The sequence below is a fragment of the Phreatobacter stygius genome, assembly GCF_005144885.1.
Taxonomy (GTDB): Bacteria; Pseudomonadota; Alphaproteobacteria; order Rhizobiales; family Phreatobacteraceae; genus Phreatobacter; species Phreatobacter stygius.
In genome coordinates this window covers 3,070,091-3,092,387 of the sequence record NZ_CP039690.1, presented here as the reverse complement: position 1 = coordinate 3,092,387, position 22,297 = coordinate 3,070,091, and the positions used below count along the sequence as shown (strand labels likewise).

Below are 22,297 nucleotides of genomic sequence, written 5' to 3'. Positions count from 1 at the left end.
CTCAGCCCTGCGCCATGACGAATTCGTCGGGCACGATGCCGAACCGGGCCAGGATCTCGGCCTCCTCGAAATCACCGAGCTCGGGATCGCCCGATCGCGCGAATGCGATGGCGCCGCCGTTCTCGTCGGCGCCGGCGAGGCGCGCGGCGGTGCGGGCGGATTCGGCGCTGCGCTTCTCGACCGGTTCGCCGGGCACGACCTCGCCGTCGACGAGCCTGAAGGGTTGCATCACGTAATAGGTGGTCCTGGCCATGATCACCTCCCGGGGACCGACACAAAACGGGGCTTGCGTCCCGCCACAAAATAAGAACATAACAAGAACAGCAGAGTCAAATTGTGGATCTCGATCATGGCCCCCGAGCCAGACGGCGAAGCCTTGCGCAAGATCGATGACGGCCCGACCGAGGGTGAGATCGACGCGGCGATCGCCGAATTCGGCGGCGACGCACGGGAAACCGTGCGTGCGCTGCTGCGCGACATCGCGACGCTGGCCGCGGATGCCGACAGGCTCGTGTCCCACGGCTTCGTCCGGCGCCATCTGAACCTGGTGAAAGGTCGGCAATGAGCAAGCCCGTGGAAGACCTCGCTTATGCCGTCGAGGAATGGGACGAGAAAGACCAAATCCGCAAGGTGCTGGCCCGGGTCAGCCTGCTGCCGATCGGTTTCGGCGCCTATGAGGCGGCGGTCGCCGCGCGCCCGACGCGGCGGATCACCTTGCGCATCGGCCTCAGGGTCATTCGCAAGAACTACCAGGAATGGGGGCCGGATCAGCCCGACCGGTGAGGCGACGGGGCACCGGGGCCAGCACTGCGGCAGCGGTCAGGCCCTAGAGCCCCGCCGCCTTGCGCAAGGCGTCATCGATGCGCGATTGCCAGCCCGGCCCGGCAGCCTTGAAACGGTCGATCACATCCTGGCTCAATCGCAACGAAACCAGCCGCTTGACCGGCGCCTTCTGTGGGCCGCGCGTGCGCCGCACGCTTTCGGCCAGATCCGGAAATGCTTCGGCAAATGGTCGCGCCGCCCTGATCTCCGCCTCGGTGAGCTCCGGGCTGTCCGAGACCTCGTCCCAGTCCTGTTGCGAATAGCCCTGTCCAGGCTTGAAGGCCTTACCCTTCGTCATAGAGAAACCTCCGCTCGCTCGCGCTCGCCGGACGCATGCTGATGACCGAAATGCCTTCAGTGCCCAGGCGAGAGAAAACCACCACGATCGTGCCGTCGTCGAGGCGACCGATCGCCATGGACCGGCCGGCTTTGGCCGGCACGATCGCGGACCTCAGGAAAAAATCACCGTCCAGCACCCTGAAATCCATGCCGTGCTTGGCAAGGTTGGCGAGGCGCTTGGGTTCATCCCAGGTGATTTTCACGATCTTTTTGTAGCTACGATTTGTCTTGCGGTCAATATTTTTGTCGCTGCAAATAGGATGTTTCCGAAGCTGCGAAACGCAAGAACCCGCTTGCCGCGCGCCCGACGCGGCGGATCACCTCGCGCATCGGCCTCAGGGTCACCCGCAAGAACGACCTGGAGTTAGGGGCCGGATCAGCCAGGCCGGTGAGGCGGATGCAACGCCGTTCAGCCGGCGCGGGCTATGCGCTTCGGCCGGCGGGATGGCCGCCGGGGATCGCCCGGCGGCCGTGCCGCTCCGGCCGGGCGTGTGGGCGGCCTCGGCGACACCGCCATTTTCGATCAGACGCCGACGCGGCGGAACTCCCTCCGGGCGCGGAATTTTGTTTCCGGTCGTATCTTGGAGGCCGCGATAAAAGGCCCGCCCCTTGCGGGACGGGCCAGGTCTGGAGGTCATTCAAGGCAGGCACTGCAAGACGTCCAGGCCATCCTTCGCCGCGGGCGGCCCGGCCGCAAGCACCTGCAAGAGGCAGGCGGCGAGCGCCGCAACCAGCCGTGGCAGGGCCACCGGAGCGTGGCCGGGACAGATGGCGGCGGCGCCCGCGCCTGCAACCGAATTGACATATGACGACCCGGTGCGAAACTGGCCGCGCAGCCGGGCCGGCCATCGGTATCGGCAGGCCCGGACCGGGGCGCCAAGGGGTTGGCGGGCCAGGCCCTGCCGCCGTGCAAGCAGGACATGTCGCGTTTCGTCTCGTCACGATGAGAGGGCCTTCATGATCGCCTCGACGCCGGCACGATACCCCCGCTTCGGTTCGCCGCATGGCTAAGGCCGCAACCCGCCACGCCCTTCGCCCGCCGGCACGACAGGCCGGCGCCACGGCACCCGCCCGTGGCCGCGCGCGCGACGGCCGGCCGGGACCAGGACGACACAAAACAAAAAAGCACCGGGATGCCGGCAGGGAGACCAAGCATGGCCAGCCTGAAGACGACGCACCATGCCGAACGGGTTCTGTCGACGCTCCAGACCCTGCCGAGCGTCGGCGCGGAGCCGCGCATCGCCAGTTCCTGGCGCCGCTGCCTGGTCGAGCATAAGCTCGATCCCGCCAGGGACGGCCCGCCGCGCACCCTGACCCAGGCGGAGCTGAAAGATTTCATCCAGCCAATGGACGGCCTGATCCATCTGGCCATGCCGGAAATCGAGACGCTCTACCGGCTGGTGCGCGACGGCGGCTATTGCGTCAATTTCACCGATACCAATGCGGTGATGATCGCCAGCCGGATTCCGCCGGCCGACGAAGCCCTGTTCCGCCAGTGGAAACTCTATACCGGCTCGATTTTCGCCGAGGCGATCGAGGGCACCAACGGGGTTGGCACCTGCCTTGCCGAAGAGCGGCCGATCTCGGTGCATCGGGCCGATCATTTCCGCGAACATTGGGCGACGATGAGCTGCAAGGTGGCGCCGGTCTTCGACCATGCCGGCCGGCTCGCCGGCGCGCTCAACATCACCTCGTGCCGGACCGAGCTGGCGCGGCCGGCCAACGACCTGGCGCTGGCGGTGACAGTGGAAGCCGCCCGGCGCATCGAGGAACGGATTTTCCGCGCGCATTTCGGCACGGCCTGGATCGCTTCGCTCAATGGTGGCGGCGAGGATGGCGGCGGCCAGAATGTCGGCGGTTTCAATGTCGGCGGTTTCCTGGCCTTCGACGACGACCAGAAGATCATTGGCGCCAGCCGCGCGGCAAGGCTCGGCCTCGGCCTGTCGGATGCCGCGATCCAGGCCGGCACCCGGCTGTCGGACGTCGTTGTCATCGACAAGGGTTTCGAACGGGCGGCGCCCGAGACGCCGATCGGCATGCGCCGGCGCGACGGCACCAGGCTCGGCCATGCCCGGATCAGCCAGCCGGCGGCGCAACGCCGGTCCGCGACCACGATCCGGCATCGCCCGGCCCGGCCGCCCCAGGACGGCCAGGCCGCGCTGATGCGTCTTGCCGGCGGCCATGCCGCGCTCGCAAGGGATGTCCGGCGGCTGATCGCGCTTGCCGACCATGACCTGCCGGTGCTGCTGCACGGCGAGACCGGGACGGGCAAAGACCTGTTCGCCCGCACCCTGCACGCCGCCGGCAGCCGGGCGGGGCGCCCCTATGTCGCGCTGAATTGCGCGGCCATGCCGGAGAGCCTGATCGACAGCGAATTGTTCGGTTACGAAGCCGGCGCCTTCACCGGCGCGCGCCGCGAGGGATCGAAGGGGCTGATCGTCCAGGCCGACAAGGGCACCCTGTTCCTCGACGAGATCGGCGACATGCCGCTGGCGCTGCAGACCCGGCTCTTGAGGGTGCTGGAGAACCGCGAGGTGCTGCCGCTCGGCGCCGGCCGGCCGGTGCCGGTCGATTTCCGCCTGATCAGCGCAAGCCACCAGGATCTCGCGGAGCTTACGCGCGACGGCCGGTTCCGCGCCGACCTCTATTACCGGCTGCGCGGCTTGCAAGTCGACCTGCCGGCCTTGCGCGAGCGGACCGACAAAGCCGCGCTGATCGACGCCGTGGCGCGTGAGGAAGCACCCGAGGCCCTGATCTCGCCGGCCGCCCGGGCAGCGCTGCTCGGTTATGGCTGGCCCGGCAATATCCGCCAGTTGCGCCATGTCCTGAGGCTCGCCGCCTGCACCGCCGAAGCCGGTGTGATCGCGGCTGACGATCTCGACCTGCCGGCGCTCGGCCATGGCGGTGGTACGCCGAGCCTTGCCGCCGCCGAGCGCACCGTGATCGACGACGTGCTGCGCAGCCATGCCGGCCGTGTGCCGGAGGCGGCCGGCGCGCTCGGCATCAGCCGGGCGACGCTCTACCGCAAGCTCAAGCGACTGAGGGGTATAACGCCTGGGCTTTAGAGTTGATCATCTGGAGCTGAAAAGATTGTATGGTCTTGCACAAAGCTTTGTGCAGGATGTTTCACCAAGAAGCCATGATGCGCCAAGTTGAGCCGCAGCGCTCAGGCAATGGCGCAGAGGCCGTGGAAGCCGCCGCGGACATAGACCAGAGGCCGCGCCTCGGCCGGGACATGGCCATCACCCAGGTGGGCGTCGCGCAGGTGCACCGCGCGAACCTCGCCGACAAAGACCGAATGGGTCTTGGTCTCGAACTCCTCGCGCAGGTCGCAGTCGAAAGCGACGATCGCATCGGCGAGAACAGGCGTTCCGGTAGCGCGCACCGCCCAGTCGCCGAGCGCGAAACGTGCGTCGCCATTGACCCCCTTCCGGCCGGCGAAGGTCAGCGCCAGCGGCGCATGTTCCTCGCCGAGGAAATTGACCACGAAACAGCCCTCCTCGCGAATGCGCGGATGGGCGCTGGCATTGCGATTGACGCAGACGATGAGCGAGGGCGGATCGTCCGACAGCGAACAGACCGCGGTGACGGTCAGGCCGGTGCGCCGGCCAGCCTCGCGGCCGACCGTCACCAGCGCCACCGCGCCGGCGCAGTGGCGCATGGCCTGTTTGTAGGTCTGAGCGTCCATGATGGCCGGATCCTCTTGGGCTTGCGGCGAGCGGCTTCGCGGCGGCGCGGGACATGTCCCGCGCACCCGTCTGGCCGACCGGCCGGCTGTCTCGAGAAACGGAGCGGCACGGCCGCCCCGTCGCTTGTCTCAGGCGGCGCGAACCATGGCCGGTGTCAGATGCTTCAGCCGCGGCATGACCTCTTTCGCCAGCAGCCTGAGGGAATTGTGCCAGACCTCGGGATTGTCCTTGTAGTCGAAACCGAAGACCAGCAGCGTGCCGAAGCCGCCAACCTGGTTGTAGATCGTCTCGATCTTCTCGGCGACGGTGGCCGGCGAACCGACGATCCAGTTGTGCCGTGCGCAATAGTCGACGGTGACGTCGCTGTCGGGCACGTCGGGAGCGTGCTTGAGATAGTCCTTGAAGCCGAAATGCGCGAGCAGCTGCAGGAAATATTCGCTCATCATGCGGCCCATCATGCCGCCGACCGAGAGTTTCCAGGCCTCCTCGTCGGTCTCAGCGACAAAGACCTCGCGCACCATGCGCCAGTCCTGCCGGTTGGGGGTGCGGCCGGTGCGGGCGGCGCCGATCTCGACCGATTCCCAGTGGCTGGAGACATAGGCCGGGTTGAGATTGAGGCTCATCGGGATGAAACCGCGCTCCCCGGCGAGCTTCAGCGTGTCGGAGCCCTTGCTCAACCCCGCCACCGCGATCGGCGGATGCGGGCTCTGGATCGGCTTGATATGGGGTTTCAGGAAGTCGAACATCACGTCGGGTTTCGACACCGTCCAGAACTTGCCCTGATGGGTGAAGGGTGCATCCTCGGTCCAGAGCCGCAGGATGATCTCCAGCGCCTCGCGGGTCATGTCGCGGTTCTGGCCGGACATGCCGTCGACGTTGAACATGGCCCAGTCGCTCGGCAGGCCGCTCGCCGCCACGCCGAAATTCAGCCGGCCTTCGGACAGGTGATCCAGCATGGCGACACGGTTGGCGAGCTCGGCGGGGTGGTGATAGGGCAAGAGGAAGCCGCCCGGGCCGAGCCTAATAGTCTTGGTCTGCAGGAAGGCCTGGGCGAGCAGGAGATCCGGCGCCGGATGCGGCTCCCAGGGGGCGGTATGGTGTTCGCCGACCCAGGCTTCCTGGTAACCGAGTTCGTCGCACCAGCGCAGGACCTGCAGGTCCCAGTCGTGGCCGTCCTTCAGGCCTCTCTCCGGCGGGTGGGACGGCATGGTGAAATAGCCGATATCCATGGTGTTTCCCTTCTTGATCGTGGCGTCGAAGGCGTCTGCGCGCCCTGCATCGGCTTGGGTCAGCAACCGCCATGCCAGCGCGGGACCGGCGGCACGGATTCCCGGAAAATTCTTCCATATCAAAGGGATGCCATCGTGCGACGAGCGCTGCCCGGCCCATGCCGCTCGCAAGGCTGCGACGGCCCGTCTCAGCTTTGAGACGGGCGCCAAGCGCCGCGCGGCCAGCGCTCCGCTTTGATCAATCTGCTTCATCGATCGCGGAGAACAGATCATTTGCTTCATCAGTGGCGGCGCGCCATCGTGACCACATTCCAATGAGATGCGATCCGATGCAGACAGCCCTTCGATGCATGATGATGCGCGGCGGCACGTCCAAGGGGGCCTATTTCCTGGCTTCCGACCTGCCGGCGGACACGGCCCGACGCGATGCGCTGCTGCTCGCCGTGATGGGCTCGCCCGACCCGCGCCAGATCGACGGCATCGGCGGCGCCCATCCGCTGACCAGCAAGGTCGCCATCGTGTCGCGATCGACCGAAGCCGGTTGCGATATCGACTTCCTGTTCGCCCAGATTCTGGTCGACAGGCCGCGGGTCGACACCAACCAGAACTGCGGCAATATCCTGGCCGGCGTCGCGCCCTTCGCCATCGAGCGCGGGCTGATCCAGGCCGGCGACCCGGTGACCCGGGTGAAGGTGCGGACGATCAATACCGGCACCATTGCCGAACTGCTGATCGAAACCCCCGGCGGCCGGGTGAACTACGCGGGCGATGCCCGTATCGACGGTGTGCCGGGCACGGCGGCCCCCGTCGCCATCGATTTTCTCGACGCGGCGGGCTCCGTCTGCGGCGCCCTGCTGCCGACCGGCCGGGCGGTCGACCAGGTCGCCGGCGTCGAGGTCACGCTGATCGACAATGGCATGCCGGTCATCGTGCTGGCGGCCTCAGCCGTCGGCCGGACCGGCTACGAACCCCATGACCAGTTGAACAAGGATGTGGACCTGAAGGCGCGGCTGGAAGAGATCCGGCTCGCCGCATCGCCTCTGATGAACATCGCCGATGCGGCGAACAAGAACGTGCCGAAGATCTGCCTGGTGGCGCCGCCCGCCGCCGGCGGCCACGTTTCGACCCGCAGCTTCATTCCGCATGAATGCCATGCCGCGATCGGCGTCTTCGCCGCCGTGTCGGTGGCGACCGCCTGCGTGCTGCCGGGCTCGCCCGCGGCCAAGGTGGCGCGGCTTCCCGAAGGCGCGACCAAATTCATTTCGGTCGAGCACCCGACCGGCGAGTTCACTGTCCGGCTCGAGGTCGGCGGCAGCCCGCAAGCCCCGGTCGTCACGCGCGCCGGGCTGTTGCGCACCGCGCGCGCGCTGTTCGACGGCACGGTCTACGCCCGCGCCGATGCGCGCATCGAGGGCGCCACCCTGTTCCCCCGGGCCGCCGAATAGGCCGGCCTGTCCGATCGTCCACGAGGTTTCACCCATGTCCACACAGAAGAGCGGTCTCGTCGTCACCGCCCATCCCGGCGATTTCGTCTGGCGCGCCGGCGGCGCCATCGCACTGCATGCCAAGAAAGGCTATCGGATGAAGATCGCCTGCCTGAGTTATGGCGAGCGCGGCGAGAGCCAATGGGCCTGGAAGAAGGCCGGCGTCGGCATGGCGGAGGTCAAGGCCGGACGGCGCGCCGAGGCCGAGGCGGCGGCAGCCCTGCTCGGCGCCGAGATCGAGTTCTTCGACGCCGGCGATTATCCGCTGCGGCCGAGCGAGGCGATTCTCGACCGGCTGATCGACATCTACCGCGAGGAGAAGCCGGCCTTCGTGCTGACCCATGCGCTGGAAGACCCCTATAATTTCGATCATCCGGTGGCAGCCCACCTCGCCCAGGAGGCGCGCATCGTGGCGCAATCGGCCGGCCACAAGCCGGATCCCGACCGGGTCTATGCGGCGCCGCCGGTGTTCCTGTTCGAGCCGCACCAGCCCGAACAGTGCAATTACAAGCCGAACCTGATCCTCAATATCGACGCGGTCTGGGAGCAGAAGCGCCAGGCCTTCGAGATCCTCGCCGCGCAGAAGCACCTCTGGGACTATTACACCCGCGTGGCGCTCAACCGGGGTGTCCAGGGCGGCCGCAACAGCGGCAAGCCGATGACCTATGGCGAGGCCTATCAGCGGCTGTTCCCCGAGGCCCTGGAGGAACTGGCATGATCGGCGTCGTCGTCCGCAACATTCCGCGCGTCGAGCGCGCCATCGCCGAGCGGCTGGCCAAGGCCGGCGTCTCCACCGTGCACGAGGCCATGGGCCGGCTCGGCCTGATGAAACCCTATATGCGGCCGGTCTGGCCGGGCGCCGCGATCGCCGGCAATGCCGTCACCGTGCTCGGCCAGCCCGGCGACAACTGGATGATCCATGTCGCCGTCGAGCAGTGCCGGCCAGGCGACGTGCTGGTGGTCGGCATGACCACCGATTCGACCGATGGCATGTTCGGCGACCTGCTTGCGACCTCGCTGAAGGCCCGCGGCGTCCTCGGCCTGGTCATCGACGCCGGCGTGCGCGACGTCGCAACCCTGCAGGAGATGGGCTTTCCTGCCTGGTCGCGGGCGGTCTCGGCCAAAGGCACGGTGAAGGCGACGATCGGCTCGGTGAACGTGCCGGTGGTCTGCGCCGGCGCTGCCGTCAATCCCGGCGACGTCATCGTTGCCGATGACGACGGCGTGGTGGTGGTGCCGCACAAGATAGCCGGCAAAATCGCTGATGCCGCCGATGCCCGGCTGGCCAACGAAGAGGACAAGCGGCGCCGGTTGGCCTCCGGTGAGCTCGGGCTCGACCTCTACAAGATGCGCGAGCCGCTGGCCAAGGCGGGCCTGCGTTATGTCGACAGCCTGGATGAGCTGGAGGGGTGATCAGCACTTAGAAAAACAACGACGAATCAACTCTCTCCCATTGGGCTACGACATTCACACATCGTGGGTTGCGAGGAGGATGCGGCTCTGATTCCTTGATCCGCAGCTAGCGGGAGGAAGCAGATGCAGGAGCATGGGCTGGGGCGGTTTGGCGACCGCCGGCTGGAAAAAGGGGGGTCTTTTTGCACCGCCGGCTGGTCGAGTGGGGTGGTCGTGGCATTCGGATTCGGCCGCTGGGCGGCAACCGGCGAGGCGAGATGCGCCTGACCCGTTTGCTGCGCAATCCGGCGGTGACGGTCGAAGAGATGGCGGCGACGGCGCAAGAGCGCACGGCGGAACGGTGTATCGGCCGGCCGGTGCTGGCGATCCAGGACACCACCAGCATCAAGTCGAGCGGCGGCGGTGGGCTTATGTTGCATGCGATGATCGCGGTGGATGCCGAGGACGGCGCCATCCTGGGGTTGGCGCATGCTCAATTCATGAGCCGCGACAAAGGCTTGCGTGGGGAGCGGAAATCCCGCCCATTGGCGGCGAAAGAGAGCCGGCGCTGGCTGGAAGGGGGCGAAGACGCGGCCAGGATCGGGGCGCTGGCTCGTAGCGTGACGGTGATCGCCGATCGCGAGGGCGATATCTTCGAGGCCTTTGCACGACGCCCGAAGGACATCGAGCTTCTGGTCAGGGCGGCCCAAGATCGCAGCCTCGGCGATGGCGGTCTGCTGTTTGCCACCGTGGATGCCTTGCCTGAGGCCGGCCGGACCCTGCTGGACCTGCCGGCCAAGCCCGGCCGCAAGGCGCGCCAGGCGCGACTGGCGGTCCGCTTCATGGCGGCGCAATTGGCACGTCCCAAGGCCGGCACACCAGGACTTGAGGCCCTGCCGGCGAGCGTCGGCATGACGCTGGTCGATATCCGCGAAGTCGATCCACCGGCGGGCGAGCCGGCGGTTCACTGGCGGCTCTTGATCTCGCGCGCGGTCCGCGACATCACCGAAGCCCTGGCGGTGGCCGAGCTCTACCGGCGTCGTTGGGCCATCGAGCAGTTGTTCCGCACCCTGAAGACCCAGGGCTACGACATCGAAGGCCTGCGCATCGCCGAGGATGTGCCCCGTCTCAAGCTGGTCATGGCAGCGCTGGTGGCCGCGGTCAGCGTCCAGCAACTCGTCCATGCTCGTGACGGCGCATCGCCTCAGACCCCGCTCAGGCCGCTCACCGATGCCTTCCAGCCGGAAGATCAGCCCTTGCTCGAGGCGCTCTCGGCCAAGCTGGAGGGCAAGACCCAGCGGCAGAAGAATCCACACCCCAAGGGCTCGCTCGCCTTTGCCGCCTGGGTTTGCGCAAGGCTCGGTGGCTGGACCGGATATTACGGCAAGCCTGGCCCGATGGTCATGCTACAGGGCTGGCTATCCTTCTACGATGCCAAGCAGGGATGGGACGCTCTCGCCCAGGCAAAAGATGTGTGAATCTAGTAGCCCATTGGGAGAGGGTTACCTATCCATCCCCTCAGCGGAACGACTGGCGCTGCAGGCCGGCCTTGTCGATCACAGCGGTCCATTTGGCGATATCGCTCTTGAGCTTGGCGCCGAGCTCTTCGGCAGAGCTGCCGGCGGCCTCGATGCCGAGCTCGAGGAAACGCGCCTTGACGCTCGGCTCGTTCACCGCCTCGCGCAGGCGCTGGTTGAGCAGGGCGACGATCCCGGCGGGCGTGCCCTTGGGCGCGAAGACGGCATTCCAGGAGGTCACGTCATAGTCGGCGACGCCGGCCTCGGCCGCCGTCGGCACGTCGGGCAACGCGGCCGACCGCCGGGCGCCCGACACGGCAAGGGCCTTGAGCTGGTTGCCGGTGATGCTGCCGCCGAGCGACGCATAGCTGTCGATGGCAAGGTCGACATCGCCGCGGATCGCGCCATTGGTCAGGTCGGGGGTCGACCGGTAGGGCACATGGGTGAAATCGATGCCGGTGGCCGACTTGAACAGCGCCGCCGAGAGGTGCTGGGTCGAGCCGTAGAGAATGGTGCCGACATTAAGCTTGCCCGGATTGGCCTTGCCGTAGTCGAGCACCTCTTTGAGCGTCTGGCGTGGCGCGGTGGCGCTGGTGGCGAAGACGAAATCGAACAGGCCGAGCGTCGACACCGGCACGAAGTCGTTGACCGGATCGAACTGCAGATTGGTGTAGAGCGCGGCGCTCACCGCGGTGCCGTTGGTGAGCAGCGCCAGGGTATAGCCGTCGGCATCGGCGGTCAGTACCTGGCGCGCCGCCGACATGCCGCCCGGGCCCGGCTGGTTCATGATGGTGAGCTGCTGGCCGATCAGGCCGGTCAGCTTCTCGCCGACGATGCGGGTGGTGATATCGGCGATACCGCCGGCGGCAAAGGGCACGAAGATGCGGATCGGCCGGTTCGGAAAGCCGCCCTGGGCGAGCGCCGGCGCGGCCAGCGGCACGGCCGCCGCGGCGCCGAGGCCGGCGAGCACCTGTCGGCGCGAGGTGAGAGAGGTGAGATGAGCCATCGTCGGTTCTCCAGCCCGTCTCGGCGGGCATCAGGCCATGGGCATCAGGCGAAGCGGTAGAGCCGCGCGGGATTGTCGACGAGCAGGGCCTGCTGCAGCGCCGGATCGGTCGTGTAATGGGGCACGATGTCGACGAGATCGCCGTCATTGGGCATCAGCTTGACGTTCGGATGCGGCCAGTCGGTGCCCCAGAGCACGCGGTCGGGGGCGGCCGCGATCAAGGCCCGGGCAAAGGGCACGACGTCCCGGAAAGGCGGGCCGGCGGCGCTGATGCGCTCGGGGCCGGTGACCTTCATCCAGCACTGCTCGTCGGTTTTCAGGAGCTCGACCAGCGCCGCGAAGGCGGCCGCGTCGTGGCTCGCGCCGGCCCGGACCCCGCCCATATGATCGATCACATGAGGGACCGGCAGGGCGCGCAGCATGGGCACGAAATCCGGCACGTCCTGCGCCTCGAAATAGAGGTCGACATGCCAGCCGAGCGGCCTGATGCGCTGGACGATGCGCTGGAAGGCAGCGAGATCCGGCACCGCGCCGAGCCGGCGAACGAAGGTGAAGCGGCAGCCACGAATGCCCTGTTCGGTCAGCCGCTCCAGTTCGCGATCGGTGAAGCTCTCGTCGATATTGGCGACGCCGAGATAACGCCCGCCGCTTTCGGCAATGGCATCGGTCACCACGCTGTTGTCGCGGCCGTGGCAGGTGGCGTTGACGATGACCGCGCGCGCGACGCCGAGCTTGCCGTGCAGGGCGCGGAAGGCAGCAAGCGGCGCGTCATGCGGCGTATAGGAGCGGCCGGGTGCATAGGGGTAGCGCGCATGCGGCCCGAAGATGTGGCAATGGCTGTCGCAGGTGCCGGGCGGCAAGCTGAAGGCCGGCGTGCGGGTGTCCGGATCCGGCGCGAGAATGGTCGGTTCGGGCTGGCTCATCGTGGTTGTGCTCATTTCGGCTTGGCACCCCGCTGGTCTCCGGCAAGACGCGCTCCGCGCCGGTCCTCAGCAAGACGCGCTCCGCGCTGGTCTCCGGCAAGACGCGCTCCGCGCCGGTCCTCGGCAAGACGCGCTCCGCGCCGGTCCTCGGCAAGACGCGCTCCGCGCCGGTCCTCAGCAAGACGCGCTCCGCGCTCTTGCGCATCGGCGACCGCCCGGCAGAGCGCCGGATCGATGCCGAGATCGGCGACCATCTCGGCCGCCTCGCGCATTTCGGCGGCACGCCTGACGCCATGCCGTGCGACCCGCTCGGCCATGCTGGCGGCGAGCGCCGGCCAGTCGATCGACGGGAAGGTTTCGGTCAGGCTGCCGAACACCTCGGCCTCGACACTCCATGCCTTGGCTGAAGCAGCGCTTTCGACGATCAGGGCCTCGATGCCCTTGATCATGATCGACCGGCAAAGCTTCATCGCCGAAGCCCGGCCGTGCTCGGTGGCGACCGCCGTGACATCCATGCCAATGGCGTTGAGCCGGCCCGCGACATGCTCGGCTTCGGGGCCGCCGGCGAGGATCGGCACGCGAATGCCATAGGGCGCGACGGGGGCCATCACCGCGCCCTCGACGTAGTGGGCGCCGGTCGCCTGGACGCGTTCGGCGGCACGCCGCTTGGTGGTGGGCGAGGCCGAATTGACGTCGAAGAAGATCTGGCCGGGCTTGAGGAAGGCGGCGGCCTCGGCGGCGACGTCGAGCACCGCGGAAGCGGTCACCGCCGAGACGACGATGTCGGCGCCGGCGGCGGCGAGCGCAGCGGAGGCCGCGGCCTTGACCCCGATGTCGCCGGCGACCGCGCGATGGGTGGCCGCCCTGTCGGCATTGGCGAACAGGATGTCATAGGCCGCGACCGCGATATCGCCACGCGCCAGCCATTGCCGCGCGAAGGTCTGGCCAACCTCGCCGAAACCGATCAGCGCCAAAGACAGCCTATTGGTCAATCAAACCTCGCCCGCTCGCAGGAGCTGCCCGGCCTGGACATCACCTGGCGACACAGAAGCGAAAGCCGACCCATGAATCAAATGAGAGTTTTGGCAGGACTCTCTCAACTGGCTCAGCTATCGGCCGCAGCCCTGGCGCTCTCGCGTAGCTGCGTCACGATCAGCTCAAGCAAGGCCGCCGCCGGCGGCGACGGCGGAATGCCATGTTTGGAGACGATGCCGAGCGTGCGGGTGACGCCGGGATTGCGCAGCGACAACGCGGTGACGCCAGCCGGGTCGACGGTGCCGAGCGCCAGGCGCGGCACGATGGTGAGGCCAATGCCGGCGCGCACCATGCTGACCGCGGTGGCGACATGCTGCACCTCGTAACGCCAGTCGAGGTTCTCCCGGCGCGAGCCGAGCGCGTCGTCGATCAGCACCCGGTTGCCGGTATGCGGCGCGATGCGCACCAGCGGCACGCCTTCGAGCGCCGACCAGTTGACCGCCGCCTCCCTGGCCAGCGCATGCCCGTCCGGGCAAACCAGCATGAAGGGCTCCTTCAGCAGTGGCCGGATTTCCAGGTCCCAGCGGTTGGCGGCGACAATGGTCAGGCCGAATTCGGCGCGGCCAGCCTGGACATGCTCGGCGATCTCGGTGGCGGAATTGTCATAGACCCGGACGCCGACCTGCGGATGAACCCGCCGGAAGGCCGCCAGCACGGCGGGCAGATAGGCGACCGCAATGGTCGGCAGGCAGCCGATGGCAATGCGCTCCAGCCGCTGCCGGCCGCGATCGCGCAGCGCCACGAAGGAGGAGGTCAGCTCGGCCATCACGCCCTGCGCCTTCGGCAAAAGTTCGAGGCCGGCCGGCGTCAGCGTCACCTGGCGGGTGGTGCGGGTGAGCAGCCGGACGCCGAGATCGTCCTCGAGCTTCTTCATGCGATGGCTCAGCGCCGTCTGCGACAGGTTCAGATGGGCGGCTGCCCGGTTGAAACTGCCGCGCTCGGCGATCGCGACGAAAGCCTCCAGCCCCAGAAAGTCGATGCGCATCACAAAAGCTCCCGCCGCGCCGGGCCCTGATGTCGGGGCGCGACGCGGCAGATGCATAGAACTGATCGATCGATCCGAGAATACGTTTCAATTCATATGGGAGCCAGCACCGCGGATCAGGCGGCGCGGACGTTTTCCAGGAATTTGTGGAGCTCGCCCCGCAGCATTTCCGACTGGCGGGACAGATCGGAGGCCGATGCCAGCACCTGGCTGGAGGCGGCGCTGGATTCGGCCGCGGCCTGGGTGACCCCGGCAATATTGGCCGAAACCTCCGAGGTGCCGGCCGAGGCCTGGGCGACATTGCGGGCGATTTCCTGGGTCGCCGCGCCCTGCTCCTCGACCGCCGCCGCGATCGAACTGGCGGTGTCGTTGATCCGCTGGATCACGCCGGTAATGCCTTGGATGGCCGCTTCCGATTCGGCGGTCGAGGCCTGGATATCGGCGACCTGGGTGCTGATCTCGGCGGTCGCCTTGGCGGTCTGGTCGGCCAGCGCCTTGACCTCGGAGGCGACCACCGCGAAACCCCGGCCGGCTTCGCCGGCGCGCGCCGCCTCGATCGTCGCGTTGAGCGCGAGCAGGTTGGTCTGGCCGGCAATATTGCTGATCAGGCCAACGATATCGCCGATCTTCTGGGCCGCCACCGACAGGCGGCGCATCTTCTCGGCGGTCGCGTCGGCGTCGCCCGCGGCTTGCGTGGCGATGCTGGCGGAATCGCTGACCTGCCGGCTGATCTCCAGGACCGAAATCGACAGTTCCTCGGCAGCGGTCGCCACCGTCTGGACATTGGTCGAGGCCTCCTCCGAAGCGCTCGCCACCGCCAGCGACTGGGCCGAGGTCTCTTCCGCCGAGGCGGTCATGGTCTGGGCCGCGGCTTGCAGTTCGGTCGAGGCGGACGAGACCGCCTCGACGATGCCGCCGACCGCCCTTTCGAAGCCATCGGCCAGTTCGGCCATGGCGACGCGCTTGTCGGCTTCGCTCTGCGCCTTGGCGCGCTCCTGTTCCTGCTCCAGGCGGATCTTGTCCAGGCCATTGTCCTTGAACACCAGGGCTGCCTTGGCGACGTCGCCAACCTCGTCGCGCCGTTCCGCACCGGTTACCGTGGCGGCATAGTCGCCGCCGGCGAGACGCTGCAGGATCGTGACGATGGAGCGGATCGGCCGGGCAATGCCGAACTGGCCGACCAGGAAACCGAAGGCCAGGCCCAGCGCGATGCCGACGCCGGCAATCGTGGTCAAGATGGCGGAGGAGCGCTGATACTCGGCGGTCGCCGCGCGCGACACGGCGGCGACGCGGGCATCGAGCTTGTCGCCGAGGGCGCGGACCGCAAGACGCAGTCTCTCAGCCACCGCCTGGCTCGCCATGGCTTCGCTCTGCAGGCGCTGCATTTCTTCCGAAGCCTGGAAATTGCGCACCGCGGCGGCGACGGCGAGCGTGCTCTGCAATTCCTTCTGGTAGGCCTCGAACGTCGCCTCGATCTCACCCAGCGCCGCCATGTCTTCGGCGCCCAGGCCGCGCCGGGTCTCGGCCAGGCGCTGGCGGAACCGGGCGAGGTCCTCCTCCAGAGGCTTGCGGATCTCCTGAAGCACCTGCGGCCGCGGATCGCCGGCAACGCGGAATTCGGCGCGGTTCAGCGACAGGACGATCGAGCCGAGGCGGGTGACGCCCAGTGCGCCGCCGGATGCCGCCTCCATGACATCGGTCGCGTCGCTCAGCGACTTCAGCGAGCTGATGCCGAGGCCGGCGACCACGCAGGCGATCAGCGACAGAAAGCCGACGATCGACAAAACCTTGGTCAAAATGCGGAAACGCGCGAGCAACGACATTCAAGGACACTCCAGCAGCCCAGTTCATGGCACGATGCAATGGACGCCTGGCCAAGGCGCACGCCGTTACTTCTGGGCTAACAAGAAGATCGTTAACGTGACGTGAAGGAGCCGCATTCTTTCCAAAACTGTATTTTAAGTATATTTCATTTCGATGAAAATTTAGGCAGCCTATTCCAGTTCCATCAAATAGATATACCATGCAAACGTCGACGTTGCAGGGATTCCTGCGAGCATTCGCGCAAAATGACACAGTCTCGCCATATTTTCGGCGACCGTCGCCGGGGCGAAACCCTGAGGCAAGGGCGACAAACTGCCGTACCGCGATACCTGAAGACTTGGCCCGACCGGGCCGTAACCGGTGATGGCCGGCATCGATGACGCCGCATGGCGGCTTGTCACCGGCCGCGATCGCTTCTAGCTGTCGGCGAACGGCAAAATGCCGCGGCCACCACCCACGGGACCCATGCGATGATGCTGACCAGAACCCGGATGCTGATCGGCCTCATCGCCTTCGGAGCGCTCAGCATGTCGGCACCGTCAGCCAATGCCGCCAATGCGGCGCTCGACCGGCAACTCTTCCAGGCGGCCGAAGCCGGCGACCTTGCCGCCGTCCAGCGGCTCATCGGCCAGGGCGCCCGGGTCGACGCGCGCGGCCACAATGACGCGACCGCCCTGCTCGCCGCCACCCATGGCAACCATGTCGCGGTGGCCAGCGCGCTGATCGCGGCCGGCGCCAACGTCAATGCCAAGGATGGCATTCAGGACAGTCCCTATCTTTATGCCGGCGCCAGGGGCCATCTCGAGATCCTGAAGCTGACGCTCGCCCACGGCGCGGATCTGAAAAGCACCAACCGCTTCGGCGGCACGGCGCTGATCCCGGCCTGCGAACGCGGCCATGTCGAGACCGTCGCCGAGCTGATCCGCGCCGGCGTCGCCGTCGACCATGTCAACCGGCTCGGCTGGACCGGCCTGATCGAGGCGATCATCCTGTCCGACGGCGGCCCGCGCCATATCGCGATCGTCGGCCTGCTGCTGGCCGCCGGCGCCAATCCCAATATCGCCGACCGCGACGGCGTGACGCCGCTCAAGCACGCCCGGCAAAGGGGCTATCGCGAGATCGCCCGGCTGCTCGAGGAGAAGGGCGCGCGATAACGCCGCCCTCGGGCATCTCACCGAGTGCCATGTCATGCCGTCGGCCGGCCGGCCATCGCGAGGGGATGAAATCGGCGACCCTTGTGATATCTTAGGAGCTGCAATTCTGGTGCACAGCAACCCGGCCAAATCCTGGCCGGACGCCGATAACTGTTGTTGATCTGCTCGGGCCGGCGAGGCAACAAGCACAGGCCCAGGAGGACCCGGAGGTCCGCATGGCCCATTTTTTCAATCCGTACGACGAGTCGGAAAACTATAACGAGGTCGACCTCTACATGAAGATTGGCGACAAGCGGATCATTGCCCTGTGGGGCGGCGGTCCGGGAGGCGCGCAACTCACACCCAAGATCACTCCGGATGGCGTCGTTTCCCGCTCCGGCTTGTGGGACTATCCGCAGATCGATCATACCCGCTGCTTCACTCTCGCGGCATTGACCAAGGGCTCGGTCAAGATCCATGCCATGCTCGGACCGGCGCCCTGGGCCCAGATGAATGTCTTCGTCGTTGGCAAGCGGATCATCAAGCGCGAGCCGCCAAAGGTCGGCCAGACTCTCTCCTGGCTGTGTTGGGCGGCGGCCATGGATTCCTATCTCGCCGCGCTCCTTGATCCACACCCGCAGAGCGAGCTGAAACGGCTTTACGCCACGAACCCTGATACCGGCGCCCAGGAGCCGAACGCCGAACGTGCGATCGCCGCCATGGAGCGGAAAAAGGGACAGCCGCTTACCACCGAGGAGCGCGAGGCGGCAACCAAGCGGAATCTCAAATTCATGCTTGAAGACCTCGACATGGCGCATGAGGTCAAGCCCGGTCATACTCTCAGCTTCAACTATTTCTTCGAAAAGATCAGCGCCCGCGGCCGGCTGTGGATGTGCCTCGACAGCGGCCATTCCTCGCATTGCATGGTCGTCTACGGAGTTGCCGAGACGGGCGACAATGCCGATGCCGCCACGGTCTTCGTCATGGATCCCATGGGCAAGGGCGGCTACGCCGAAAAGACGCTCGGCACGCTGAAGTCCTATCGAACGGTGGTCGTCGCCTGGAACGCGAACGCCGGCAACTGACCGGATGTCACAGCCCGCGCCGCGCCTGGCGATGTCCATTTCGGCCAGCGCCGGCTGGATGTCGCGATCGTCGGCCCGCTGCTGGCCGCCGGCGCCGATCCCAATATCGCCGACCGCGACGGCGTGACGCCGCTCAAGCATGCCCGGCAAAGGGGTTATCGCGAGATCGCCCGGCTGCTCGAGGAGCAGGGCGCGCGACAACGGCCCTCAGGCATCTCACCGAGTGCCATGTCACGCCCTCGTCCGGTCAGGCTGGGCGTTATCGACCGACCTATGACGGGCGAGCCGATCGCGTCGTCGCTGGCTGCATGGCCGGCCAGCGGCTGCCATGTGTTTGCCGTTTCGGCGCGAGTAGGCCGTGTGCCCTGGCGGACGATTCAGCCCCGCGAATAGAAGTCGAAACTGGTGTAGCCTTGACGCTCGAGGATAGCGGGCGAGGACGGCGATGCGAAAACTTCAGTCGCAAGGGGTCCACCACATCACGCTGGTCGGCGCGAACCGGCAGACGTCCATCGACTTCTGGGAAGGCGTGCTCGGCATGCCCTTCGTTTTCGAGCAGCCGAACCTCGACAAGCCGGCCGAAAGCCATCTCTATTTCGATCCGGGCGACGGCCGGCTCATCACGGTCTTCACCGATGAAGCCCGCAAACCCGACACTCAGCGGACGCCGACGGATATCGGCTGCGTCCATCACATCGCCTTCGCCGTCTCGCGGGTGACGTTCCTGCAGGCCGTCGCCCGTCTGGACGAACGCAAGATCAGGCATAGCGGCGTGAAGGACCGCGGCTTCATGGATTCGATCTATTTCGAAGACCCGCTCGGATTGCTGATCGAGCTCGCCTCCTACCGTTTCGAGCCGCCGGCGGGCCTTGGCCATGCCGACGTCTTGATGGAAGCCCACAAGATCAGGGTTGCGCGCGGCGACTACAACATCGCCGAGGTGCATCTGGCCGATGCGATCGAGGCGCTGATGGCGACCCGACCGACGCTGTCGGGCGATCGGGAACCGAAGAATCCGTACTGAACCGGGAAAAGCGATCAAAGGGAGGACGATCATGCCTGCCATCAAGCTCAATGTGATCAAGCCCAGCGTCAACAACATGGCCGTTCGCGTCTTCGTGCGGGCCGCGGGCCTGGATTTCACCGAAAACGACGTCTACGGCCAGACGCGCACGCCCGACTACCTGGCGCGGTGTCCGTCGCATCTGACGCCGATGATCGAAGCCGATGATTTGCCCAAGGGCGCTTTGTGGGAGAGCTGCGCGATCATGCAGTATCTCTGCAACAAGCACGGGCTCGAGGCGTTTTACCCGAAAGATCCGGCCAGACGCGCGATGATCGACAGTGCCATGTTCTACCTGATCGGCACCTTCTATCCCTATCTCGCGCGGGCCACTTATCCCGCCCTCGGCTTCCCGCAATATCCAGGCGAAGTCGGCCACGGCGATGCCGATGCCGGGACCAAGGAGAAGGCGCGTCAGGCGGCCGCCGAGGCTCTCGCCGAACCGCTGGAGGTCTTCCACGCGTTCTACCTGGACGACAAGCCGTTCATCGGCGGGGCCAAGCCGTCGATCGCCGACATCAGGCTTGCGGCGACGCTCGAATTTCTCGCCGCGATCGACTATGCGCTGCCGGATTGGGCCAAGACCTATGTGACGGCGATGGAGACATCGCTCGGCGGCGCCTATGCCGAACCGGCCGCCGATGTGCGCGGCTATATCGCTTATGTCGAGTCCCAGAAGAAATAGCGCTCAACGCGACCGCGAAGCGTATCGATCAGGCGTGGCGCGATCCCGCCCTCACGGGCTCTCAAGGATCTCTTTCAGGGCCACGGCCTGATTGGGCACCCCCTCGACCGATGCGCTCGAACAATGTTAGCGCGCGTTCTGACTTGATAACCTTTCAGCCAAAGGCCGCGATCACCGTTTCGATAGGCAGAAATAGTGTGCGGCTCTCGGCCGGGTATTCGTTGAACTCTGCGCAGGCCATGTAGAAGCGCTTCGCATCGTCGTCCTTGGCCTGCACCAGCACGGCACCGATCCCGATGCTCTGGGATGCGACGGCGATGCGGCGCAGCGCGTCCGACAGGATGTCGGCACCCAGTCCACGACCGGCATAGGCGCGGCTTACGGCCAGCCGTCCGATCACCGACACTGGAATCGTGTCGGGCGCATTGCGCCGGACCTTGCCAGGCGCACTCATCCGCCCTACCGCGCCGGCGGCGATGCAGAAGTAAGCAACGACCTTGCTCCCATCGCAAACAACATAGGTCCGGGAGAACCGGCTCTCGTTTTTCAGCGCGCGCTGCGTGAGCCAATCGTTCAAGGCCGCCTCGCCGCAATCGAAATCCGCAAGATCATGGCTCGCCGTCAGCGGGACCGGGACAGAGAGCTTCGTGTACGGAGACGCAGGATCAAGCGTCACGTTGCCATGCCGGAACTCGACGCAGCAGCGCGCGTAGCTTGGGTCCAGGAGCCGGGGGATTGTCGAGCGCATGGATGAAGGCGTCGTAGCGCTCGGAATCGAGCACAAACAGACGCTGGTCCAGCAGCACGTCGATCGCTCGCGAGCGGGCGCTATCGATCATGAACTCGGTGCGCGTCTTGCCCAGGATCGCCGCCGCATCGTCGATGAGCTGACGGGTGTTTGCCTCGATGCGCAGATTGATGCTGCCCTTGGGCTCGGCAGCCGGAGGCCGTTCCGCAACCGCTACGGTCTCGGGGTGCAAGATTTCCGAAGAGGATGAGCGACCTTTGATCATGGGCGCAATATGATAAAACGTATCTACATTGTCAACACGCCGACCGGATTGGACGGGCCGATGGCGAGCCTGCGCATTGCCATCCGGGCCACGCTTCCGGCCGCGTCGAGACCCCGTCAAAGGTGCGTTTCCGCCATTCGGCTTCAATCGTCAACGCCAAGAGCGGCAGTCAGCGACCGGCGCCGCCGCCTTCGCCCTACCCGCCACTACAGCACCCGAAATCGTCCCGACAATCGGAATTTCTCGCGAACAGGGCCGACGACCTAAGCTCAGGTACCCAGATCGTGCTGACGTAGCCTCTCGATGAACCTCTGCTTTCGCGCGTGCTGCTCGACGAGCCCGGCGAGGCGACGATGGAAATCGGTCGCGGTTCCGCGCTCCTCGGCCAAAGTCTTGAGGTCGAGGAGCGTGGCCGCGGCCCTGTCATAGGCTGGACCGTTGGAGCGGGTAATTTCGGCTTGCACCTGGTGCCACACGGCCTCGCCTTGCTGCGCCAGGGCATCAAGCCTCGCGCGGCGGGCCTTTGCGGCCTCAGCGTCCCGGCGCTTCTGATCTGCGGCGGCCTTTTTCGCGGCGGCGCGCATTCAGATCGGATGGAGAAGCTCGTCGCTTTCGAGCGCGGCGAGGGCGCGGCTCAAGCTCAGGCCGGCATAGAGCGGCCACCATTTCCCGGTATGGCGCATCCATTGGATATCGAAGCGGCCCGGACCCATATAGTCGAGCCGCGCGAAGGGTGCTTCGAATTCGTCTCCAAGGTTCTCGACAAAACCGGACCGGTAGAGCTGGATGAAGCGATAGCGCCCACCGGCCCATTTGCCGAAAATGTCGACGCAATAATTGAATTCCGTCGGGCGGATTGCCGGCAGAAAGCGCGGCTTCAGGACATCGCGGATGAAGCCTTCGCAGGCCGCGATGATCCGATCCTTCTCCGGACCGGCCAATGGCGCCGGCCTCGGCTTGCCGGAACTCCACGTCGACTGCCGTCCCGCCATGGACCTCGTCCCTGCCAGTGGCCTTGATTCTCGCGCGCACAAGAAGAGTGAGAAGCCGGCAGGTCCGTCAAGTCCCCTCAG

At 66.5% G+C, this 22,297-nt stretch carries 25 protein-coding genes; 11 read left to right on the top strand and 14 right to left on the bottom strand.

Annotated features, from left to right (window positions below; translation table 11 throughout):
* Nucleotide 1: 1 nt before the first annotated feature.
* Nucleotides 2-253 (bottom strand): hypothetical protein, encoded by a 252-nt coding sequence (locus tag E8M01_RS14395; protein ID WP_136960743.1) that lies wholly within the window; start codon nucleotides 251-253, stop codon nucleotides 2-4.
* Between the two features lie 96 nt (nucleotides 254-349).
* On the opposite strand from E8M01_RS14395, the gene E8M01_RS14390 reads away from it, so the two are divergent.
* Both E8M01_RS14390 and E8M01_RS14385 read left to right on the top strand, forming a co-directional pair.
* On the top strand, nucleotides 350-565 hold the full coding sequence (locus E8M01_RS14390) for a hypothetical protein (RefSeq protein ID WP_136960742.1): 216 nt from the start codon (nucleotides 350-352) through the stop codon (nucleotides 563-565).
* Nucleotides 562-783 carry a hypothetical protein gene (locus tag E8M01_RS14385; RefSeq protein WP_136960741.1) on the top strand — a complete coding sequence of 74 codons (222 nt, stop codon included), beginning with the start codon at nucleotides 562-564 and terminating at the stop codon, nucleotides 781-783. Before E8M01_RS14390 ends, E8M01_RS14385 begins: the two co-directional genes overlap by 4 nt.
* Before the next feature lie 43 nt (nucleotides 784-826).
* On the opposite strand, the gene E8M01_RS14380 is transcribed toward E8M01_RS14385, so the two are convergent.
* The gene (locus E8M01_RS14380; protein WP_136960740.1) at nucleotides 827-1,120 is read right to left on the bottom strand and encodes a BrnA antitoxin family protein; all 294 of its coding nucleotides are present in this window, start codon (nucleotides 1,118-1,120) and stop codon (nucleotides 827-829) included.
* A complete protein-coding gene (locus E8M01_RS14375; protein WP_211596725.1) occupies nucleotides 1,107-1,364 on the bottom strand; it encodes a BrnT family toxin in 258 nt (85 codons plus the stop codon). Before E8M01_RS14375 ends, E8M01_RS14380 begins: the two co-directional genes overlap by 14 nt.
* A gap of 951 nt (nucleotides 1,365-2,315) precedes the next feature.
* Between E8M01_RS14375 and E8M01_RS14370 the strand changes: the two genes are divergently transcribed.
* A complete protein-coding gene (locus E8M01_RS14370; RefSeq protein WP_136960738.1) occupies nucleotides 2,316-4,226 on the top strand; it encodes a sigma-54-dependent Fis family transcriptional regulator in 1,911 nt (636 codons plus the stop codon).
* Nucleotides 4,227-4,327: 101 nt separating this feature from the next.
* Here the strand turns inward: E8M01_RS14370 and E8M01_RS14365 are convergent, their stop codons facing one another.
* Together E8M01_RS14365 and E8M01_RS14360 are read right to left on the bottom strand one after the other, a co-directional pair.
* Nucleotides 4,328-4,849, bottom strand: a complete 522-nt coding sequence (locus E8M01_RS14365; protein WP_136960737.1) for a flavin reductase family protein — start codon at nucleotides 4,847-4,849, stop codon at nucleotides 4,328-4,330.
* Between the two features lie 129 nt (nucleotides 4,850-4,978).
* Nucleotides 4,979-6,079, bottom strand: coding sequence for an LLM class flavin-dependent oxidoreductase (locus E8M01_RS14360; RefSeq protein ID WP_136960736.1), 1,101 nt, complete (start codon nucleotides 6,077-6,079; stop codon nucleotides 4,979-4,981).
* Nucleotides 6,080-6,408: 329 nt separating this feature from the next.
* Here E8M01_RS14360 and E8M01_RS14355 point away from each other — a divergent pair, with 329 nt between their 5' ends.
* From E8M01_RS14355 to E8M01_RS14340, 4 genes are all read left to right on the top strand, one after another.
* A complete protein-coding gene (locus E8M01_RS14355) occupies nucleotides 6,409-7,524 on the top strand; it encodes a 4-oxalomesaconate tautomerase (protein ID WP_136960735.1) in 1,116 nt (371 codons plus the stop codon).
* Between the two features lie 34 nt (nucleotides 7,525-7,558).
* Nucleotides 7,559-8,281 (top strand): PIG-L deacetylase family protein, encoded by a 723-nt coding sequence (locus E8M01_RS14350; protein WP_136960734.1) that lies wholly within the window; start codon nucleotides 7,559-7,561, stop codon nucleotides 8,279-8,281.
* Nucleotides 8,278-8,976 carry a 4-carboxy-4-hydroxy-2-oxoadipate aldolase/oxaloacetate decarboxylase gene (locus E8M01_RS14345; RefSeq protein ID WP_136960733.1) on the top strand — a complete coding sequence of 233 codons (699 nt, stop codon included), beginning with the start codon at nucleotides 8,278-8,280 and terminating at the stop codon, nucleotides 8,974-8,976. The genes E8M01_RS14350 and E8M01_RS14345 overlap by 4 nt, the downstream gene beginning before the upstream one ends.
* A 257-nt stretch (nucleotides 8,977-9,233) precedes the next feature.
* Nucleotides 9,234-10,433: an IS4 family transposase gene (locus E8M01_RS14340; RefSeq protein WP_136958680.1), complete on the top strand. Its 1,200-nt coding sequence runs from the start codon at nucleotides 9,234-9,236 to the stop codon at nucleotides 10,431-10,433.
* Nucleotides 10,434-10,473: 40 nt separating this feature from the next.
* On the opposite strand, the gene E8M01_RS14335 is transcribed toward E8M01_RS14340, so the two are convergent.
* The 5 genes from E8M01_RS14335 to E8M01_RS14315 form a co-directional block, all read right to left on the bottom strand.
* A complete protein-coding gene (locus E8M01_RS14335; protein ID WP_136960732.1) occupies nucleotides 10,474-11,478 on the bottom strand; it encodes a Bug family tripartite tricarboxylate transporter substrate binding protein in 1,005 nt (334 codons plus the stop codon).
* Nucleotides 11,479-11,522: 44 nt separating this feature from the next.
* The gene (locus E8M01_RS14330) at nucleotides 11,523-12,401 is read right to left on the bottom strand and encodes an amidohydrolase family protein (protein WP_246088734.1); all 879 of its coding nucleotides are present in this window, start codon (nucleotides 12,399-12,401) and stop codon (nucleotides 11,523-11,525) included.
* Between the two features lie 11 nt (nucleotides 12,402-12,412).
* Nucleotides 12,413-13,393, bottom strand: a complete 981-nt coding sequence (locus E8M01_RS14325) for an NAD(P)-dependent oxidoreductase (protein ID WP_136960730.1) — start codon at nucleotides 13,391-13,393, stop codon at nucleotides 12,413-12,415.
* Between the two features lie 113 nt (nucleotides 13,394-13,506).
* Complete coding sequence (locus E8M01_RS14320) at nucleotides 13,507-14,421, bottom strand: LysR family transcriptional regulator (protein WP_170181899.1); 915 nt, start codon at nucleotides 14,419-14,421, stop codon at nucleotides 13,507-13,509.
* Between the two features lie 116 nt (nucleotides 14,422-14,537).
* Nucleotides 14,538-16,244: a methyl-accepting chemotaxis protein gene (locus tag E8M01_RS14315; protein ID WP_136960728.1), complete on the bottom strand. Its 1,707-nt coding sequence runs from the start codon at nucleotides 16,242-16,244 to the stop codon at nucleotides 14,538-14,540.
* Between the two features lie 471 nt (nucleotides 16,245-16,715).
* Between E8M01_RS14315 and E8M01_RS14310 the strand changes: the two genes are divergently transcribed.
* The 4 genes from E8M01_RS14310 to E8M01_RS14290 all read left to right on the top strand — a co-directional run bounded on the left by E8M01_RS14310 (nucleotide 16,716) and on the right by E8M01_RS14290 (nucleotide 20,211).
* A complete protein-coding gene (locus E8M01_RS14310; protein WP_136960727.1) occupies nucleotides 16,716-17,399 on the top strand; it encodes an ankyrin repeat domain-containing protein in 684 nt (227 codons plus the stop codon).
* Nucleotides 17,400-17,614: 215 nt separating this feature from the next.
* On the top strand, nucleotides 17,615-18,463 hold the full coding sequence (locus E8M01_RS14305; RefSeq protein WP_136960726.1) for a hypothetical protein: 849 nt from the start codon (nucleotides 17,615-17,617) through the stop codon (nucleotides 18,461-18,463).
* 445 nt (nucleotides 18,464-18,908) lie between these two features.
* Nucleotides 18,909-19,487: a VOC family protein gene (locus tag E8M01_RS14295; protein ID WP_136960725.1), complete on the top strand. Its 579-nt coding sequence runs from the start codon at nucleotides 18,909-18,911 to the stop codon at nucleotides 19,485-19,487.
* A gap of 31 nt (nucleotides 19,488-19,518) precedes the next feature.
* Nucleotides 19,519-20,211 (top strand): glutathione S-transferase family protein, encoded by a 693-nt coding sequence (locus E8M01_RS14290; RefSeq protein WP_136960724.1) that lies wholly within the window; start codon nucleotides 19,519-19,521, stop codon nucleotides 20,209-20,211.
* A gap of 154 nt (nucleotides 20,212-20,365) precedes the next feature.
* On the opposite strand, the gene E8M01_RS14285 is transcribed toward E8M01_RS14290, so the two are convergent.
* The 4 genes from E8M01_RS14285 to E8M01_RS14270 form a co-directional block, all read right to left on the bottom strand.
* Nucleotides 20,366-20,887: a GNAT family N-acetyltransferase gene (locus E8M01_RS14285; protein WP_246088733.1), complete on the bottom strand. Its 522-nt coding sequence runs from the start codon at nucleotides 20,885-20,887 to the stop codon at nucleotides 20,366-20,368.
* Nucleotides 20,877-21,224, bottom strand: a complete 348-nt coding sequence (locus tag E8M01_RS14280; RefSeq protein ID WP_136960722.1) for a type II toxin-antitoxin system TacA family antitoxin — start codon at nucleotides 21,222-21,224, stop codon at nucleotides 20,877-20,879. Before E8M01_RS14280 ends, E8M01_RS14285 begins: the two co-directional genes overlap by 11 nt.
* Nucleotides 21,225-21,493: 269 nt before the next feature.
* Nucleotides 21,494-21,808 carry a hypothetical protein gene (locus E8M01_RS14275; protein WP_136960721.1) on the bottom strand — a complete coding sequence of 105 codons (315 nt, stop codon included), beginning with the start codon at nucleotides 21,806-21,808 and terminating at the stop codon, nucleotides 21,494-21,496.
* A complete protein-coding gene (locus E8M01_RS14270; RefSeq protein WP_136960720.1) occupies nucleotides 21,809-22,216 on the bottom strand; it encodes a DUF3024 domain-containing protein in 408 nt (135 codons plus the stop codon).
* Nucleotides 22,217-22,297: the final 81 nt, after the last annotated feature.

Excerpts from the sequence above, each read along its gene's own strand:
- E8M01_RS14395 (WP_136960743.1), bottom strand. The coding sequence starts at position 253 with ATGGCCAGGACCACCTATTACGTGATGCAACCCTTCAGGCTCGTCGAC.
- E8M01_RS14390 (WP_136960742.1), top strand. The coding sequence starts at position 350 with ATGGCCCCCGAGCCAGACGGCGAAGCCTTGCGCAAGATCGATGACGGC.
- E8M01_RS14385 (WP_136960741.1), top strand. The coding sequence starts at position 562 with ATGAGCAAGCCCGTGGAAGACCTCGCTTATGCCGTCGAGGAATGGGAC.
- E8M01_RS14380 (WP_136960740.1), bottom strand. The coding sequence starts at position 1,120 with ATGACGAAGGGTAAGGCCTTCAAGCCTGGACAGGGCTATTCGCAACAG.
- E8M01_RS14370 (WP_136960738.1), top strand. The coding sequence starts at position 2,316 with ATGGCCAGCCTGAAGACGACGCACCATGCCGAACGGGTTCTGTCGACG.
- E8M01_RS14365 (WP_136960737.1), bottom strand. The coding sequence starts at position 4,849 with ATGGACGCTCAGACCTACAAACAGGCCATGCGCCACTGCGCCGGCGCG.
- E8M01_RS14360 (WP_136960736.1), bottom strand. The coding sequence starts at position 6,079 with ATGGATATCGGCTATTTCACCATGCCGTCCCACCCGCCGGAGAGAGGC.
- E8M01_RS14355 (WP_136960735.1), top strand. The coding sequence starts at position 6,409 with ATGCAGACAGCCCTTCGATGCATGATGATGCGCGGCGGCACGTCCAAG.
- E8M01_RS14350 (WP_136960734.1), top strand. The coding sequence starts at position 7,559 with ATGTCCACACAGAAGAGCGGTCTCGTCGTCACCGCCCATCCCGGCGAT.
- E8M01_RS14345 (WP_136960733.1), top strand. The coding sequence starts at position 8,278 with ATGATCGGCGTCGTCGTCCGCAACATTCCGCGCGTCGAGCGCGCCATC.
- E8M01_RS14340 (WP_136958680.1), top strand. The coding sequence starts at position 9,234 with ATGCGCCTGACCCGTTTGCTGCGCAATCCGGCGGTGACGGTCGAAGAG.
- E8M01_RS14335 (WP_136960732.1), bottom strand. The coding sequence starts at position 11,478 with ATGGCTCATCTCACCTCTCTCACCTCGCGCCGACAGGTGCTCGCCGGC.
- E8M01_RS14330 (WP_246088734.1), bottom strand. The coding sequence starts at position 12,401 with ATGAGCCAGCCCGAACCGACCATTCTCGCGCCGGATCCGGACACCCGC.
- E8M01_RS14320 (WP_170181899.1), bottom strand. The coding sequence starts at position 14,421 with ATGCGCATCGACTTTCTGGGGCTGGAGGCTTTCGTCGCGATCGCCGAG.
- E8M01_RS14315 (WP_136960728.1), bottom strand. The coding sequence starts at position 16,244 with ATGTCGTTGCTCGCGCGTTTCCGCATTTTGACCAAGGTTTTGTCGATC.
- E8M01_RS14310 (WP_136960727.1), top strand. The coding sequence starts at position 16,716 with ATGATGCTGACCAGAACCCGGATGCTGATCGGCCTCATCGCCTTCGGA.
- E8M01_RS14305 (WP_136960726.1), top strand. The coding sequence starts at position 17,615 with ATGGCCCATTTTTTCAATCCGTACGACGAGTCGGAAAACTATAACGAG.
- E8M01_RS14295 (WP_136960725.1), top strand. The coding sequence starts at position 18,909 with ATGCGAAAACTTCAGTCGCAAGGGGTCCACCACATCACGCTGGTCGGC.
- E8M01_RS14290 (WP_136960724.1), top strand. The coding sequence starts at position 19,519 with ATGCCTGCCATCAAGCTCAATGTGATCAAGCCCAGCGTCAACAACATG.
- E8M01_RS14280 (WP_136960722.1), bottom strand. The coding sequence starts at position 21,224 with ATGATCAAAGGTCGCTCATCCTCTTCGGAAATCTTGCACCCCGAGACC.
- E8M01_RS14275 (WP_136960721.1), bottom strand. The coding sequence starts at position 21,808 with ATGCGCGCCGCCGCGAAAAAGGCCGCCGCAGATCAGAAGCGCCGGGAC.
- E8M01_RS14270 (WP_136960720.1), bottom strand. The coding sequence starts at position 22,216 with ATGGCGGGACGGCAGTCGACGTGGAGTTCCGGCAAGCCGAGGCCGGCG.